The organism is Clostridium sp. D5, assembly GCF_000190355.1.
GTDB classification, from domain to species: Bacteria; Bacillota; Clostridia; order Lachnospirales; family Lachnospiraceae; genus Faecalicatena; species Faecalicatena fissicatena_A.
The window spans coordinates 96386-112734 of record NZ_GL870816.1; the positions used below are offsets into that span (position 1 = coordinate 96386).

Here is a 16349-nt window from a genome sequence, read left to right on the forward strand (position 1 = left end):
AAAGAAGCGATTATATTTCTATACGCGGGGCTGTCCGGGATTGTGATACTCTTCAGTTACCAGATACTCAGGCTGCTGAGGCGCCTGATACCGCACCATATTGTGATTGTAAATCTGGAAGATTTACTTTATTGGCTCGGAGTGAGCGCGTATTTGTTCCGGCAGATGTATAAAACAACATATGGTAGTATCAGATGGTTCTTCATACTAGGTGTGGTATGTGGGATTTTACTGGCGAATTTCATACTCTCAATTTCGAAAAAAATATCCGGGAAAATAAAGAAAAGCCTTGAAAAAAAGAAGAAAAACCGATAGAATAGATTTATTAAGCAGGGGTGTTTAATAAGATTATAAGTTGGGTGAGTATGAATGACGAATAAGAAAAAAACAGGAACGCAGCGGCAGAAGAGCCGTAAGCGCAGTTCTGGTTTTGGTTACCATCGGCGGAGTGTAGCTGTAATTACTATGATATTAGTATTACTGGGATGCGTTCTGACGGTGAATGCAGTGACCCTGCAGGCCAGGAACAAGAGCTATAAACGGCAGGAGGCGGAACTGAAGGCTCAGATTAACGAGCAGAAAGAGCGTGCCGGCGAGATAAAAGAATACCAAGAGTATGTAAAAACAGATGAGTACATAAAAGAAGTTGCCGAAGAGAAGCTGGGTCTTGTTGATCCCAACGAGATTATTTTTAAACCGGCTCAATAACGATACTACGAAAGATAAGCTCCAGGAGAATTCCTGGAGCTTTTGTCGTGGTATAAAAATATACGGAGAATAGGAGGGGTAAACATGGACGAAGGACAAGTATTGCATTCCAGCCCCTATGTGGCCCAGATTGAAAAATTTGCAGATTCCCTGAAGCAGCTGTCCCACACATTTTTAAAACTGGAAGAAAAGAAAAAATCATTCAGCAGCGAAGAGATAGAGGAGATGTTTGAAAAAGTCAAAGGAAAAGTCTGCACAAACTGCGAAAAATGCTCCTGGTGCTGGGGAGAGAATTTTGTACACACCTACCAGATGGGTTATGAGATCTTGTCGGCAGTGGACAACTATGGAAATGAGCTGAACACGGAGACGAAAAGAAAACTGCAGCAGAGGTGCGTCATGGCGCCAAGATTTCTTCGGGAAATGCTGGAGGCCTTTCATGAGGCAAGACAGAACATGATATGGATTAACCGGATTGCCCAGAGCCGGGAAGGGTGCGCCGTACAGATGGATACATTTGCAGACATGATCCGCAGCACGGCAAAAGAGCTGGAGGACAGCATGTTCACAGACGAACGGCTGGAAAAAAAGATCAGCGTACACCTTAAAAGGAAAGGAATCAGGGTTCTGTATACAAACTTTTTTATGAACCGCGAGGGGAAATACGAAGTGCACATAACTGCGCGCGCCATGCAGAATGAGTGCGTCACCACAAAGGAACTGGTCCGCGGAGTCACAGAAGTGATGGGCCGCAGATTCGTGCTGGACGGAGCCCACTGCCAGATGCTGGGCAGGGAATACACCACCGTGGTATGCATGGAAGGCCCGGCCTTCTATACCCTGCAGGGTGTGGCCAGAATTGGAAAAGGCTGCAGTCAGATCTCAGGGGACAACTTCATGATGCTGGAGCTACCCGGCGGCCGCCAGGGAGTCGCACTGTCGGACGGCATGGGTTCCGGAGAAAAAGCATGCCGGGAGAGCACCCTCGTCATCGAGCTTCTGGAGGAACTGCTGGAAGCCGGATTTCCGGAAAAAACCGCAATCCAGATGATCAACACCACGTTGGTCATGGGCCGGGAAGAAATACATTTTTCCACAATAGATATGAGCGTATTTGACTTATACACAGGCACCTGCGAGTTAATCAAAGCAGGAGCATCCTCAACCTTCATAAAAAAGAAGGACAAAGTAGAACACTTAAGTTCAACCAGCCTTCCGATCGGCGTACTTCACACCATAGAGATCGATTCTGTAAAGCGTAAGCTTGAGGACGGCGATTTCGTTATTATGGTAACCGACGGCATCATGGACGCCCTCCCTGTAGGCGAGCAGGATATCCTGCTAGAAACCATCATACAGGGGACAATCATGAACAACCCAAAAGAAATGGCACACCATATCCTTGAACAGGTCCTGAACTGGAATGGGGATGCGGCGCCGATGGATGACATGACCGTCCTAGTAGTGGGCCTCTGGGAGTGCTAGGGGGAGCACGGCGGGAGCAGCGGATTGTGCGGGCTGCGCGGGATTGTGCTGGGGATTGAAGTTATGTGTCGGGTGTAGCATGCTCCTGTTTTGCTGCGGATGGTGGCGGGCTGCACGGGATTGTGCTGGATGGAGAAGTTTATGCTGGGGATTTTAGCGCCATGCGTAGGCGGTGTGATCCACTGGCTTCCCAGTAAACCTCCACCAAACTAATTTTCCTCCCGCTGGATGAGCGCAGCCTGCCTGGAATGGGGAAGAGGATGCCGGGGAAGAACAGCAAAGGGGGGACGGGAAGTGTAGAGCGCACGGTCTAGAAGTACTTACACCAAAGGCGCCGTCCGCGAGGGATGGAAAGTGATTTTCCAAATCACTTTCCAGTGCAGTGCAGCGAGAAAGCATCAGGCTTTCTCGCTGCGTGCTGCACGTGCCCTCGCGGGCGGCGCCTTTGGTGTTAGTACTTCTCCGTAAGCGGGTCACTTCCCGTCCCCCCTTTGCTGTTCTTCCCCGGCATCCTCTTCCCCATTCCAGGCAGGCGTACTTCCCCTTGCATTTCCCCTCAAAATTAGTTATAGTTTACCTATGGAAAATGTGGATGGGTTTATTGAGTTTTATCATATGATTGAAAATGGAGATAAAGTGATTGCGGGGATATCGGGCGGTGCGGATTCGGTATGCCTGCTTTTTGTGCTTCTGAAGCTGCGGGAGGAGATGGGGATTGAGATCGTGGCTGTGCATGTGAATCATGGGCTCCGTGGGGAGGCTGCGAAGCGGGATGAGGAGTTTGTGCAGGAACTTTGCAGGGAACATCGGGTAAAATGTGTGGTTTATCGTGAAAATGTGGAATCAATTTCCAAAAAACGGAAACAATCTGTTGAGGAGGCCGGACGTGTTGTGCGCAGGGAGGCTTTTGAGAAGACTCTTGTGGAGTGCGGGGGGACGAAAATAGCCATGGCACATCATCAGAATGATAATGCGGAGACGCTTCTTATGAATCTGGCCAGGGGAACCGGGCTGAAGGGGCTTGGCGGGATTCAGCCGGTGGCGGGAAAGATCATCCGCCCGCTGCTATGTCTGAACCGCAGGGAGATCGAACAGTATGTCGAGGCAATTGGCTGCGGATACTGCCGGGATGAGACGAATGATGAGGATGACTATACGAGAAACCGTCTGCGGCATCAGGTAATTCCGGTTCTGGAGGAACAGGTCAATGCGCAGGCAGTGCGCCATATGAATGAGGCTATGGAGCAGATACGCGGACTTCAGGATTATATGGAGATTCAGACAGAGGAGGCTTACCGGGACTGCGTTGCAGAGCGGGAGGATGGTGCGCTTTGTATTCATGCGGATGAATACAGAAGTCTCCATCAGGTTTTGCAGGGGCTTCTGATCAGAAAATGCTTAGGCAGGGCAGCAGGCGCTGAGAGAGACATCACCATGGCGCATGTGGAGGCGGTTACAGGATTGTTTGACAAACAGACCGGGAAAAGTCGAGATCTGCCTTATTCTGTGAGGGCCGTCAGGGAGTATGACGGAGTTGTGCTGAAGAAGAAAAATGATGTGCAAAAAAAGGGGTTCTCCCCCATAGAATTAAATGTACCGGGAATCACAAGGCTGCCCGGGTTAAATCTGACGATTTGCTGTAGTATACTGGAAAAAGCAGGGGATTTTTCGGCAAAACAAGCACCCCAAAAAACCTACACGAAATGGTTTGACTATGATATAATAAAAGGTGACCTGATTGTCAGGCCCAGACAGGAACGGGACAGTATCGTGATTGACAAAGCAGGACGAAGCCAGAAGATAAAGTCCTATTTCATTAACGAGAAGATACCGTCAAAAGAGCGGGACTGCGTTCCGTTGATTGCAGATGATAAGCAGATTATATGGATATTGGGGTATCGTATGAGCAGTGCCTGCCAAGTGACCGGGCAGACGCACCGGGTACTGGAGATAAAAGTAACGGAGGAAGAATGTGATGTCAGAGAAGATTAGTGTTTTAGTATCAGAAAAAGAAGTAGATGAAAGAATTGAAGCAATGGGGAAGCAGATCAGCAAAGACTATGAGGGGCGGCAGGTTCATTTAATCTGTATATTAAAGGGTGGTGCATTTTTTATGTGCGAACTTGCCAAGAGGATTACCGTGCCGGTATCTCTGGACTTCATGAGCGTAAGCAGCTATGGTGACGGCACGTCATCCAGTGGTGTTGTACGTATTGCCAAGGATCTGGATGAGTCGATAGAGGGAAAGGACGTCCTTATTGTGGAGGACATCATTGATTCCGGAAGGACACTGTATTATCTTATGGATACTTTAAGGCAGCGTCATCCAAAGAGCCTGCATCTGTGCACGCTTCTGGATAAGCCGGAGAGAAGAGAGAAGGAAGTTCGAGTGGATTACGTCGGGTTTGAGATACCGGACGAGTTCGTAGTAGGCTACGGACTGGATTATGCTCAAAAATATAGAAATCTGCCATATATAGGAGTGGTGGAAGGAGTAGAATAGGAAGGAGTACACACCATTGAACAACAAAAAGTATAAAAGCATGGGCGGTGCGACATTTCTTACATTTATTGTGATTGTCTTCCTTGCACTGTGGCTTACAAACAGATTCCAGGTGAAAGACCAGGAGATGACAAACCAGAGCTTTGTACAGGAAGTGAAGGATAAAAATGTACAGGATGTAACGATCAAACAGAATAAGACCGTTCCGACCGGCGTTGTGACTGTGACGATCAAAGACAGCGGGGCTGTAAAACAGGTTACCACATCAGATGTAGAGAAAACGCAGGAAATGCTGAATAAAGCGGGGATAGAGTATAAGCTGCTGGATGTTCCGCAGGATTCATGGTTTACAACGATTCTGATTCCCCTGTTGATAACATTCCTGGGGATTACAGTGATTTTCATGTTCATGAACCGCCAGGGCGGCGGAGCCAATGCCAAGGCGATGAATTTCGGAAAGAGCCGGGCGAAGATGACCACAGATACAGACAAGAAAGTGACGTTTGCGGATGTGGCGGGCTTAAAAGAAGAAAAAGAGGAGCTGGAAGAGATTGTGGATTTCCTCAGGTCTCCTAAAAAATATATCCAGGTGGGGGCCAGAATTCCCAAGGGTGTGCTGCTCGAGGGACCTCCGGGAACAGGTAAGACTTTGCTCGCCAAAGCGGTTGCCGGGGAAGCAGGAGTTCCTTTCTTCAGTATCTCAGGTTCAGACTTTGTGGAGATGTTTGTCGGAGTCGGCGCATCCCGTGTGCGTGATCTGTTCCAGGATGCCAAGAAGAACTCCCCCTGTATTATTTTCATCGACGAGATTGATGCCGTTGCAAGACGCAGAGGAAGCGGTCTGGGCGGCGGACACGATGAGAGGGAGCAGACATTGAACCAGCTGCTTGTTGAGATGGATGGTTTCGGCGTGAACGAAGGCATCATTGTGATGGCGGCTACAAATAGAAAAGATATCCTCGATCCGGCTATTTTAAGGCCCGGGCGATTTGACAGAAATGTAATCGTAGGACGTCCGGATGTGGGCGGACGAGAGGAAATTCTGAAAGTCCATGCAAAGAATAAACCACTGGGAGACGACGTGGATCTGAAGCAGATTGCACAGACGACATCGGGATTCACCGGTGCGGATCTTGAAAACCTTCTGAATGAGGCAGCGATTTTGTCTGCGAAAGAGGGCCGTGTATTTCTTCAGCAGTCCGATATCCGCCATGCTTTTATCAAAGTGGGAATCGGGCCGGAGAAGAAGAGCCGTATTGTATCAGACAAAGAGCGCAGGATTACCGCATTCCACGAGGCCGGGCATGCGATTCTGTTCCATATACTGCCGGATGTGGGGCCGGTCTACAGTGTTTCAATCGTTCCGACCGGCGGAGCGGGCGGATATACGATGCCGCTGCCGGAGAATGATGATATGTTCAACACGAAAGGGCACATGCTTCAGGAGATTACAGTATCGCTTGGCGGCCGTGTTGCAGAGGAGGAAGTATTTGACGATATAACCACTGGGGCGTCCCAGGATATCAAACAGGCAACGGCGATTGCACGTTCTATGATTATGAAGTTTGGTATGTCCGAACGGCTGGGCCTGATCAACTATGACAATGACAGCGATGAAGTATTTATCGGGCGTGATTTCGGCCACACATCAAGAGGCTATGGCGAGAAGGTGGCCAGCACAATTGATGAGGAAGTGAAGAGAATCATTGACGAGTGCTATATAAAGGCAAGAGCAATTTTAAAAGAATACGACTCTGTATTGCAGGCTTGTGCTAATCTACTGTTAGAAAAAGAAAAGATTACCAGAAGCGAGTTCGAAGCGCTTTTTGAAGAGTAAATGAGAAATGGGGCAAGTACTTCCAGAGGAGGGAGGGCTTGCCCCTAAGGAGGTTTTTATGAATAAGGACGCACTATTTTGTGATGGAACGTCCAGCTATGTGATCCCTGGGGAGCCTAACGAATATGAAAAGGTGAAACTGCGGTTTCGAACAGCAAAAGATGATATAGATGAAGTCTGTATTTTAACAAAAACTGGTGGGTATAAAATGCAGAAGTCAGACTCCCGGGGAGAGTTTGATTATTATGACATAGAGTGGCAGCTCGGTAAGGATCCGTTTACTTACTGCTTTCAGGTTAAAAAAGACGGGGAGATCTGTTATTTTAACCGGTGCGGTGTGGCTGCTGACATTGTGGACTTTTATGCTTTTGTCATTGTGCCGGGATTTTCAACGCCGGATTGGGCAAAAGGGGCTGTCATGTATCAGATATTTGTTGACAGATTTTGTAATGGAGATGAGTCCAACGATGTGGAGGACTGGGAATATATCTATATTGGCGAGCCATGCCAGAAGGTGACTGACTGGGATCAGCCGCCTCAGGCTATGGATATCCGGAGGTTTTACGGCGGCGATCTGCAGGGGGTTATGGATAAGCTGGATTACTTAGAAGGTCTGGGCGTGGAGGTGATCTATTTTAATCCGCTGTTTGTTTCGCCCTCAAACCATAAGTACGATATACAGGATTATGACTATATAGATCCGCACTATGGTAAGATTGCAGAAGACGGGGGACTGGTTCTGCCGGAGTGGGCAGCAGATAACATCGGAGCGACCAGATACCAGAAACGTACCGGGGATAAGGTGAATCTGGAGGCATCAAACCAGCTGTTTATCGAGCTTGTGGAGGCTATGCACAGCCGGGGGATGCGTGTGATCCTGGATGGCGTATTCAACCACTGCGGTTCTTTCAACAAATGGATGGACAGAGAACGTATCTATGAGCAGCAGACAGGGTATGAGAAAGGGGCGTTTGTCAGCTCTGAAAGCCCTTACCGCTCATTTTTTCATTTTCTTAACGAAAGCGACTCTGCCTGGCCGTACAATTATGCGTATGACGGGTGGTGGGGACATGATACACTGCCTAAGCTGAACTATGAGGATTCACCGCTGCTGGAGCAATACATCATAGATATTGGAAAGAAATGGGTTTCCCCGCCCTTCAATGTGGACGGCTGGCGGCTGGATGTAGCGGCAGACCTGGGATACAGCAATGAGTATAACCATATGTTCTGGAAACGGTTCAGACGGGAAGTAAAGAAGGCGAGGCCGGATGCCCTGATTCTTGCGGAACATTACGGTGATCCGACGGAATGGCTGCAGGGGGATGAGTGGGACAGTGTCATGAATTACGACGCATTTATGGAGCCCGTAACCTGGTTCCTGACAGGCATGGAGAAACACAGCGATGAGCGGCGTACAGACCTCTGGGGCAATGGAGATAATTTCGTAAAAACAATGCGGCATTTTATGGCGACGATGCTGACACCATCGCTTCAGGTGGCGATGAACGAACTCTCGAACCATGACCACTCCCGTTTTCTGACCAGGACCAATCATATCGTCGGAAGAATGGAGCATCTTGGCTCAAAAGCCGCGGAGGAAGGTGTCAACCATGCAGTTATGCGGGAAGCCGTTGTGATTCAGATGACATGGATCGGCGCTCCCACAATTTATTATGGAGATGAGGTCAGCCTGTGTGGATTTACAGATCCGGATAACCGGCGGACATATCCGTGGGGGAGAGAAGATATGCAGATGCTTGGTTTTCACAGGGAGATGATCCGCATCCATAAGAACGAAAAGCCGCTGAGGCAGGGATCGCTGCGGATGCTGTGCTGGGCGGATAATATTCTGGCATACGGCAGGTTTGACAGCCATGAGCAGATTGTGGTAGTCCTCAATAACAGCAAAGAACTGCGGGAAGTGACTGTACCGGTATGGCTGGCGGAAGTGCCTGTGACAGGGCGTATGGAGCGGCTGCTCTACACTTATGAAGAAGGCTATACGGTGGAACCGGATGATTATCTGATTCACAACGGAGAAGTTGTGCTGAATATGGGGCGGCATTCCGCACTTGTAATGAGAACAAAAAATGAAGATTAATGCAGAATGAAGAAAATCTCTTGGATTAGTGGTAATATATAGTCTAAGGGATTTTTTGTTTTATATAAAGGCCGTTTATTAGAATGAAAATCCTCCGGGATACATATGCCGTGATAAGTTGTCTGGCCGTAAAATGGCATCGCGGCGGTGCGCATAGTGTGATGCTGAAAGGAAGATGCATATGAAACAGCTCTATACAAAATGGGGAAGAGCACTCGACAGGGAGCACGTGTTGAAGGAATACCCGCGGCCCCTCATGGTAAGGGACAGTTATCTGAATCTGAACGGGGAGTGGGAATATGCCTTTACGAATAAATTTTGTAAGCCTGATGAATATGAAGGGCGGATACTGGTTCCGTTTTCGCCGGAAAGCGTTCTGTCCGGGGTGGACAGGCAGCTTCAGCCGGACGAATATCTCTGGTACCGGCGGATGTTTCTGATCTCGCAGGAAGGGCAGTCCCAGGACAGATGCTGCAGAAGACTGCTGCATTTTGGCGCTGTGGATCAGTCCTGTGTTGTATTTATCAATGGCAGGCAGGCCGCCCGGCATACAGGTGGATACCTTCCCTTTGAGGCGGATATCACAGCGTTTCTGCGGCCTGGGGAAAATGAAATTATGCTGGCAGTGAAAGATTTGAGTGATACTTCTTATCATGCCAGGGGGAAGCAGAAGCTGGCGAGAGGCGGTATGTTCTATACGGCGCAGAGCGGCATCTGGCAGACGGTATGGATGGAGGAAGTGCCGGAAAAATATATACAAAACGTTCAGGCAGAGCCGGATTTTGATGCGGGCAAAGTGCGGATCACCGTGAAGGCAGACGCTGATGTTCCTGTAGAGATCCTTGTCAGAAAGCCAAAGGTTTATAACAGCCCCATGTGCAGCCCCTCGGATGTGACGGATCTGGAGATGGAAGAATTGCAGGTCTGGGGTCATGCATGGGGAATGCCCGGTGAGAAGATTGAAGTTTCTCTTTCAGAGGTGTGTCCCTGGACATGTGAGGAACCGTATCTTTACTATTTTACGGTGATAATGGGAGATGACCGTGTGGAGAGCTATTTTGCCATGCGGACTTTTACGATTGAGTCTGATAGAGGAGCCGGTATTCCAAGGATCTGCCTGAATCATAAGGTGCAGTTTCAAAAAGGTGTGCTGGACCAGGGGTACTGGCCGGACGGGCTTTATACGGCGCCCTCCGATGAAGCATTTATATTTGATATACAGTCCATGAAAGATACGGGGTTTAACATGATGCGCAAGCATATCAAGATTGAGCCCCAGAGATGGTATTATCACTGTGACAGGATGGGAATGGTTGTATGGCAGGATATGGTAAACGGCGGTGGGAAGTATAAGCCGTGGTTCGTAACTTATGCGGCGACTGTATTGTCGTGGAGGAACTGGAAGATTAAAGACATATATACGAAGTTTCTGGCAAGGCAGAACAAAGCGGGCCGTCTGGAATTTGTGAAAGAAATGAAGGAAACGGTGGAGCTGTTAAAAGGACATCCCTGTATCGCGGCGTGGGTTATATTTAACGAGGGCTGGGGGCAGTTCCAGACAGAAGATATGACTGAGATTATGAGAAAGCAGGATCCGTCCCGCCTGATAGACCAGGCAAGCGGATGGTTCGACCAGGGCGGCGGCGACTTGCAGAGCCTGCATAATTATTTCTTCAAACTCCGGATAAAACCGGAGAAAAGACGAGCAACGGTGCTGTCTGAATTCGGCGGTTACTCTCTGCGGCAGGAAGGGCACAGTGCCTGTCTGACACAGTATGGGTATGGGATATATACGGATAAAAGGCTTCTCAATAAAGCGTATAAAAAATTGGATAAAGAGGTGGAAGAACTGATACCTGAGGGGCTCTGCGCCAGCGTGTATACACAGCTGTCAGATGTGGAGGAAGAAGTGAACGGGGTGTTTACCTTTGATCGGGAGGTTCGGAAGATTGGAGGGGGACGCTGTACATCCCAGAGGTTGAAAATCTGAGAGGGGAGACGGAATTTTGGATGGAATTATCAGGGAAGTTGATCTTTTTTCAGTAAAAATAGGATTATAATGCCAATAAATGGTAAAAATTTAACCTTTTACAGTATTTAATTACATAGAACTTTGCTGAGTGGCAAGTTATAATTTCTTCACCCGGATTTGAACCTTTTTTAGAAAAGTTTGGTGAAAGGAGAGGAAAAGTGAGAAAAAAAATTATGAAACGTAGAGGTGTGTCGTTTTTGCTTGCCGGGTTGATGGCTGCTGGGGCGGCCAGTGGGGGGATTGCGCCGGGGATTGTGCACGCGGCGGATAAGTTCCCTGATTATGTCAGTAACAGCGAACTTGGGGACAATTCTACTGAGGCTCCGGCTGCATGGGGAGCAGTTCCGGATGCGAATCAGTATGAATATCAGAAAGATGAACTGGCGGCGTTCTGCCATTTTGGGCCCAACACTTTTAATGAGATTGAGTGGGGGGAGAATTACGGCGACAAAACGCCAGACGAAATATTTAAACTGGAAGATGATTTTGACGCGGAAAAACTTGTAACATCGGTAAAAGATGCCGGATTTAAGAAGATAATTGTAACAGCAAAGCATCATGATGGATTCTGTATCTGGGCCAGCGATTATACCACTTATGACGTGGCTGAGACAAGCTATAAGGATGGTCAGGGGGATATTCTGGCAGAGATATCTGAAGCATGTACGAAGTATGACCTGGACATGGGGCTTTACCTGTCGCCGTGGGATATCCATGAACCAAGCTATGGATATTATGATAAGGACGGTAATCCAACGACGGCAGAGAATGATTACCTGGACTATAACGAGTACTATAATAACCAGCTGAAAGAGATCCTTTCCAGCCCAAAATACGGAAATAACGGACATTTTGTGGAAGTATGGATGGACGGAGCAAAGGGAAGCGGTTCAAATGCCCAGGAATATACCTTTGACAAATGGTTTAGTACCATTCAGGAATATGAAGGTAAGAAAGCCGATTTTGATGCAGACTGTATGCTGTTCGGAGCTGGAGCCTATACCACGGTGCGCTGGATTGGTAATGAAAACGGATATGCCAATGAGGAGACCTGGTCCAAATCCAAGGTTAATTATGAAACAAATGGGATTGACAGCAATGGACAGGGCGGCTACACCATCGGTTACAGAGATGGGAATCAGTGGACGGTACCAGAATGTGACGGCCGTATTACATCCGGATGGTTCTGGGGCAACCAAAAGAAGACTCCGAAGAGCATCACTGACCTGGCCGGAATGTATTTTAACTCTGTAGGCCATAATGCACCTATGCTTCTGAATATCCCTCCTAATGATAAGGGAAGCGTGGATGATGCAATCCTGGCCCGCGTAAAAGAGTTCGGGGAAAATATTGACGAAACTTTCCGGACTAATCTGGCAGCAGATGCAGATGTATATGCTTCAGAAGTGCGGGGAAATGACACGGCTTATAAACCGTCAAATGTACTGGATGGAAACGATGATACATATTGGACAATGAATGATGATACACAGACCGGTAGTTTAATTCTGGATCTGGGCAAGACGAAAACATTTGATGTTGTCTCCATTGAAGAGGCAATCCAGTATGGACAGAGAATCGAAAGCTTTAAAGTAGAATACCGCAACGGCGATAGTGATGAGTGGAAAACTTTCGACCAGGGAACTACGGTTGGAGCAAAACGTCTCTCCAGAAAAGGTGCTGTTAAAGGAAGCCAGATCAGGATCACGGTGACATCCTCACCGGGGAAAGACGGTACTTCTGCAGTGCCGATGCTGAGCGAGGTTGGTGTATATAAAGCAAGCACCGGATTCGAACTGGCAGGAACCGCTCCGGAAGGAATTGAAGTGATCGACATTTCCGATACGGATGTTTCAGACGGAACCGGATTTAAATTCGGCCAAGGATGGACGGGCGAGAGTGGAGCACAGTACGTAGAAGGCACTAACAAATGGGCGAATAAAGGTGCGGAATTTACTGTACAGTTCCATGGGACACAGGCTCATTTGATCGGTACCAAAGATCCGAACCACGGACAGGCGGATATTTACATTGATGGTGAGTTCCAGGAAACGATTGATACTAGCGCGGGAACCAGAAGCGTGGGCCAGACGATTTATACAACCGATGAACTGTCTGATGGGGATCATACAATTAAGCTCGTTGTCAAGACAAAGGCAATCGGAATTGAGGCTGCCTATGTGCTGAATAACGGCGGTGCAGGCCAGCTTGAACTGGAGAACACGGCTTATACAATGAACGAAGACAGCACTCTTTCTGTAAAAATCAGCCGTGTGGGTGGAAGCAAAGGTGAGGTTGAGGCACTTGTACAGCCGAATCCGGGCACTGCAATCCAGGATGATTTTGTTACAGAACCGGTTAAAGTGACATTTGCCGACGGACAGACAGAGGCAGAGGCTGAGATTAAGACAAGAAGAAATACGAACAAGACCGGAGATCAGTATTTTACAATCGAGCTGACCGAACCATCCAACGACGCAATTGTAGGCTTCAACGGAAAAGCAAAGATTACAATTATCGATGCAGAAGGCGCTACAGTTGAAAAGCTGTCGGCTCTGATTGATGAGTGCAGCAAAATCCTGAAGGAACATCTTGTTTCAGGATGGGATACGCTCCAGAATAAGATCGCAGCTGCACAGGAAGTTGTTAATAATGCTGATGCAACAAATGCTCAGGTAAAAACAGCATACGATGCTTTGCAGGCAGCGAAAGAAGCAGTACAATTCAGAACTGCATATTCTGCAGAAGATCCATTTGCTTTCCCGTGGACAGAGGGGGCCTCCTCCACGCTTGAGGCTGAATTCTCAATATTACATAACACAGGAGACAATGAGGCCTGGCCGCTGCAGATTTCAGAAGCAGACTGGGCAAGCAACGGAAAGTATGTAAACTGTCTGAATGAAAATGATACAATTACAATTCCGTATAGAGCAGATAAAACAGGTACCTACAAGGTAACAGCCACGTACAGGAGCGGAAGCGATACGAATAAGCTGGCCTGGGCCGAGCCGGACAATAAGATTGAGAGTGGCGAAGCATCCGTAGGAAGCAGCGATTCAAGTGTGACAAAAACTGCAGAGTTCCAAATCACTGTAAATACAGCCGGGGACGGCAGCCTGGTATTTACCGGACCGTCAGGGAAATCACCTCAGCTGGACAAGCTTGTGATCGAGCCGATAGATGTTGCCCTGAACGATTATAAGATCACAGCAAATGTTGAGGGTGAGGGCGGAACAATCTCACCGGCTGGTGAGACAACTGTCAAAGAAGGCAGCAGCCAGACCTATGAGATCGTGCCGGCAGAGGGCTATAGTATCAGTGATGTACTTGTAAACGGGGAGTCTGTAGGGGCCGTAGAAAGCTATACATTTACCGGAGTGAGCGCAGATGCTGCGATCACAGCTGTTTTTGGATTCCATAATTATACAGCATCCAATCCGTATAACTTTCCGAGTGTGACAGATGAAAGTAAAGCGCTGGAAGCGGAGCATTTCATTCTGACCAATACGGGAGACAACGAACAGTGGCCGCTGCAGATATCATCATCAGGCTGGGCGAGCAACGGTAAGTTCGTCAATGCGATGAACTCAGGCGATAAGATTACCCTGCCGTATCTTGCGGAAAAAGCAGGAAAGTATAAGGTTACGGTAACATTCCGAAGCGGTGATCCGAACAATGGATTCAGTTGGGTTGAAGAAAGCGGAAAGATCGAAGCTGGAACAAAGAGTGCAGGAGCCAGCGATTCAGCGGGGGCGACTCACACCGAAACATTTGAAATGAATGTGGTTACAGCGGGAGCGGGAAGCCTTGTGCTTACAGCGGGAGCAAAGAATGCGCCTCAGCTGGACAAGTTTGACCTGGTTCTGAAAGAAGAAGGTGGAGCAGCAGTAGATAAGACAGCTCTGAATGCTTCAATCACAGAGGCGGAAGGCAAACTGGCCGAGGAAGGCAAGTATACCCAGGAAACGCTGGATGCACTGCAGACCGCACTGGATACTGCAAAAGACACTGCCGAGGATGAGACAGCAACTGAGGCAGAAGTGAAGACAGCTCTGGATGCTTTGAACGAAGCAATCGCAGGACTCGAAGAAATAGAAGTTCCAAAACCTGACAAGACAGCTCTCAACGCAGCAATTGCAGAGGCGGAAGGGAAGCTCTCAGAGGAAGGCAAGTATACACAGGAGACCGTGGATGCACTGCAGTCAGCACTGGATACAGCAAAAGGCGTGGCTGAGAATGAAGAGGCATCAGAGGAAGAGATTAAGACGGCCCTGGATACGTTAACTGAGAAAATCTCTGCGCTGGAAGAAATCGGCGTTCCACAGCCGGATAAGACAGCGCTGAATGAGGCAATCGTGAAAGCGGAAAGCAAACTTTCCGAAGAAGGCAAGTATACGCAGGAGACGCGGGAAGCGCTGCAGGCGGCACTGAATGCAGCGAAAGAAGTATCAGAAAATGAAGATGCAGCGAAGGATCAGATCCAGGAAGCCCTAACAGCCTTAAATGAGGCAATCTTCAACCTGAAAGAAATTGAGATTACAAAACCGGATAAAACAAAGCTGAATGCGGCAATCGCAGCGGCTCAGGGTAAGCTGGCGGAAGAAGGCAAGTATACACCTGAGACCCTGGAAGCACTGCAGGCAGCACTGGATGCAGCAAAAGCTGTGGCAGGCAGTGAGGACGCAGAACAGGAAGCAATTGATGCGGCTTACAGCAGCCTGGATGCGGCAATCAAGGGGCTGAAGGAGATTCAGCAGGAAACGGAAAACAAAGAAACAGTAGCCAATAGTGGAAACGGAACAACACCACCTACTGAAATAAAAGGAACATTTGGTAAAGATGCTGTTTTGAATGTTGCCGTAATTCCGGCGCAGGAAGATACATATAAGGCTATGGAAGCAAAGATCGCAGATGGTATGATGTCATTGGGGGCATATGAGCTGTCTGTGAACGGCGAGGCAACAGGTCCGTTTACAATTACCTTTACTGTGGATGAGAAATACAACGGACGCAATGCAGTTGTATATCACATGAAAGCAGATGGAGAGATTGAGGCGAAGGAAGCCGTTGTAAAAGACGGTAAGATAACGATTACAGTGGAATCATTATCTCCGTTTATGATTACGGTTGCTACGGACGATAAAGTGCAGCCTGGGGAAAATAACAATGGAGGCCAGAATAATGGCGGTCAGAATAACGGCAGCCAGAATAATGGAAATGGTAATAAAACGGAACCTGCAAAACCATCCGCTCCGTCTAATCAGAACAAAACTGTGAAGACCGGGGATACCGCTCCGATCATTTTGATGGCTATGATCTGCCTGCTGGCAGGAGGAGCAGCAGTTCTTACCATCAGTAAAAAGAAAAGGTCATAATTTAATATACAGATCCGGGGAATGATGGGGCACCTTTTGGTGCCCCATTATATTTGTAAATAGCTTTCGTTTGAAGAAAAATTTTATTTCATGATGAAACAATGGAAAAACAAATAAATTGTGCAATATATACAAAAATAAAATGAATTGACAGAGTGATATTGACTTATTGTAAAACGGTGGTAAAATAAAATTACACAATATAACAGCCGAACGTGCATTATAAAATAAAAGCTGGTCCTGGAAATGTAAAAATCCGGCAGTTCATGAAATATAATTACATGCGCGGAGGCTCAAAATATTAA

General features: G+C 47.9%; 9 protein-coding genes. All 9 read left to right on the forward strand.

The features are described from left to right. Positions 1-315 (forward strand): spore cortex biosynthesis protein YabQ (gene yabQ / locus HMPREF0240_RS16870; RefSeq protein ID WP_148486371.1); only part of this gene is annotated, 315 nt, incomplete at its 5' end. A gap of 54 nt (positions 316-369) precedes the next feature. Continuing rightward, a complete protein-coding gene (locus HMPREF0240_RS16875; protein ID WP_009004626.1) occupies positions 370-708 on the forward strand; it encodes a septum formation initiator family protein in 339 nt (112 codons plus the stop codon). 84 nt (positions 709-792) lie between these two features. Further along, entirely contained in the window at positions 793-2193 is a 1401-nt protein-coding gene (locus HMPREF0240_RS16880; RefSeq protein ID WP_009004627.1) for a SpoIIE family protein phosphatase, read from the forward strand. Positions 2194-2808: 615 nt separating this feature from the next. After that, positions 2809-4185 carry a tRNA lysidine(34) synthetase TilS gene (gene tilS / locus HMPREF0240_RS16885; RefSeq protein WP_242833352.1) on the forward strand — a complete coding sequence of 459 codons (1377 nt, stop codon included), beginning with the start codon at positions 2809-2811 and terminating at the stop codon, positions 4183-4185. Next, the gene (gene hpt / locus HMPREF0240_RS16890; protein WP_035313916.1) at positions 4169-4696 is read left to right on the forward strand and encodes a hypoxanthine phosphoribosyltransferase; all 528 of its coding nucleotides are present in this window, start codon (positions 4169-4171) and stop codon (positions 4694-4696) included. The genes tilS and hpt overlap by 17 nt, the downstream gene beginning before the upstream one ends. 40 nt (positions 4697-4736) lie before the next feature. Next, the gene (gene ftsH, locus HMPREF0240_RS16895) at positions 4737-6533 is read left to right on the forward strand and encodes an ATP-dependent zinc metalloprotease FtsH (RefSeq protein WP_198137816.1); all 1797 of its coding nucleotides are present in this window, start codon (positions 4737-4739) and stop codon (positions 6531-6533) included. A gap of 58 nt (positions 6534-6591) precedes the next feature. Further along, the gene (locus HMPREF0240_RS16900; RefSeq protein WP_035313918.1) at positions 6592-8637 is read left to right on the forward strand and encodes a glycoside hydrolase family 13 protein; all 2046 of its coding nucleotides are present in this window, start codon (positions 6592-6594) and stop codon (positions 8635-8637) included. A 181-nt stretch (positions 8638-8818) separates the two neighbouring features. Next, positions 8819-10627 (forward strand): sugar-binding domain-containing protein, encoded by a 1809-nt coding sequence (locus tag HMPREF0240_RS16905; protein ID WP_009004632.1) that lies wholly within the window; start codon positions 8819-8821, stop codon positions 10625-10627. Positions 10628-10827: 200 nt separating this feature from the next. After that, positions 10828-16044 carry an alpha-L-fucosidase gene (locus HMPREF0240_RS24065; RefSeq protein WP_242833353.1) on the forward strand — a complete coding sequence of 1739 codons (5217 nt, stop codon included), beginning with the start codon at positions 10828-10830 and terminating at the stop codon, positions 16042-16044. Positions 16045-16349 lie beyond the last annotated feature (305 nt).

Bases quoted from the DNA above. Each gene is read 5' to 3' on its own strand.
- HMPREF0240_RS16875 (WP_009004626.1), top strand. From the start codon at position 370: ATGACGAATAAGAAAAAAACAGGAACGCAGCGGCAGAAGAGCCGTAAG.
- HMPREF0240_RS16880 (WP_009004627.1), top strand. From the start codon at position 793: ATGGACGAAGGACAAGTATTGCATTCCAGCCCCTATGTGGCCCAGATT.
- tilS (WP_242833352.1), top strand. From the start codon at position 2,809: ATGATTGAAAATGGAGATAAAGTGATTGCGGGGATATCGGGCGGTGCG.
- hpt (WP_035313916.1), top strand. From the start codon at position 4,169: ATGTCAGAGAAGATTAGTGTTTTAGTATCAGAAAAAGAAGTAGATGAA.
- ftsH (WP_198137816.1), top strand. From the start codon at position 4,737: ATGGGCGGTGCGACATTTCTTACATTTATTGTGATTGTCTTCCTTGCA.
- HMPREF0240_RS16900 (WP_035313918.1), top strand. From the start codon at position 6,592: ATGAATAAGGACGCACTATTTTGTGATGGAACGTCCAGCTATGTGATC.
- HMPREF0240_RS16905 (WP_009004632.1), top strand. From the start codon at position 8,819: ATGAAACAGCTCTATACAAAATGGGGAAGAGCACTCGACAGGGAGCAC.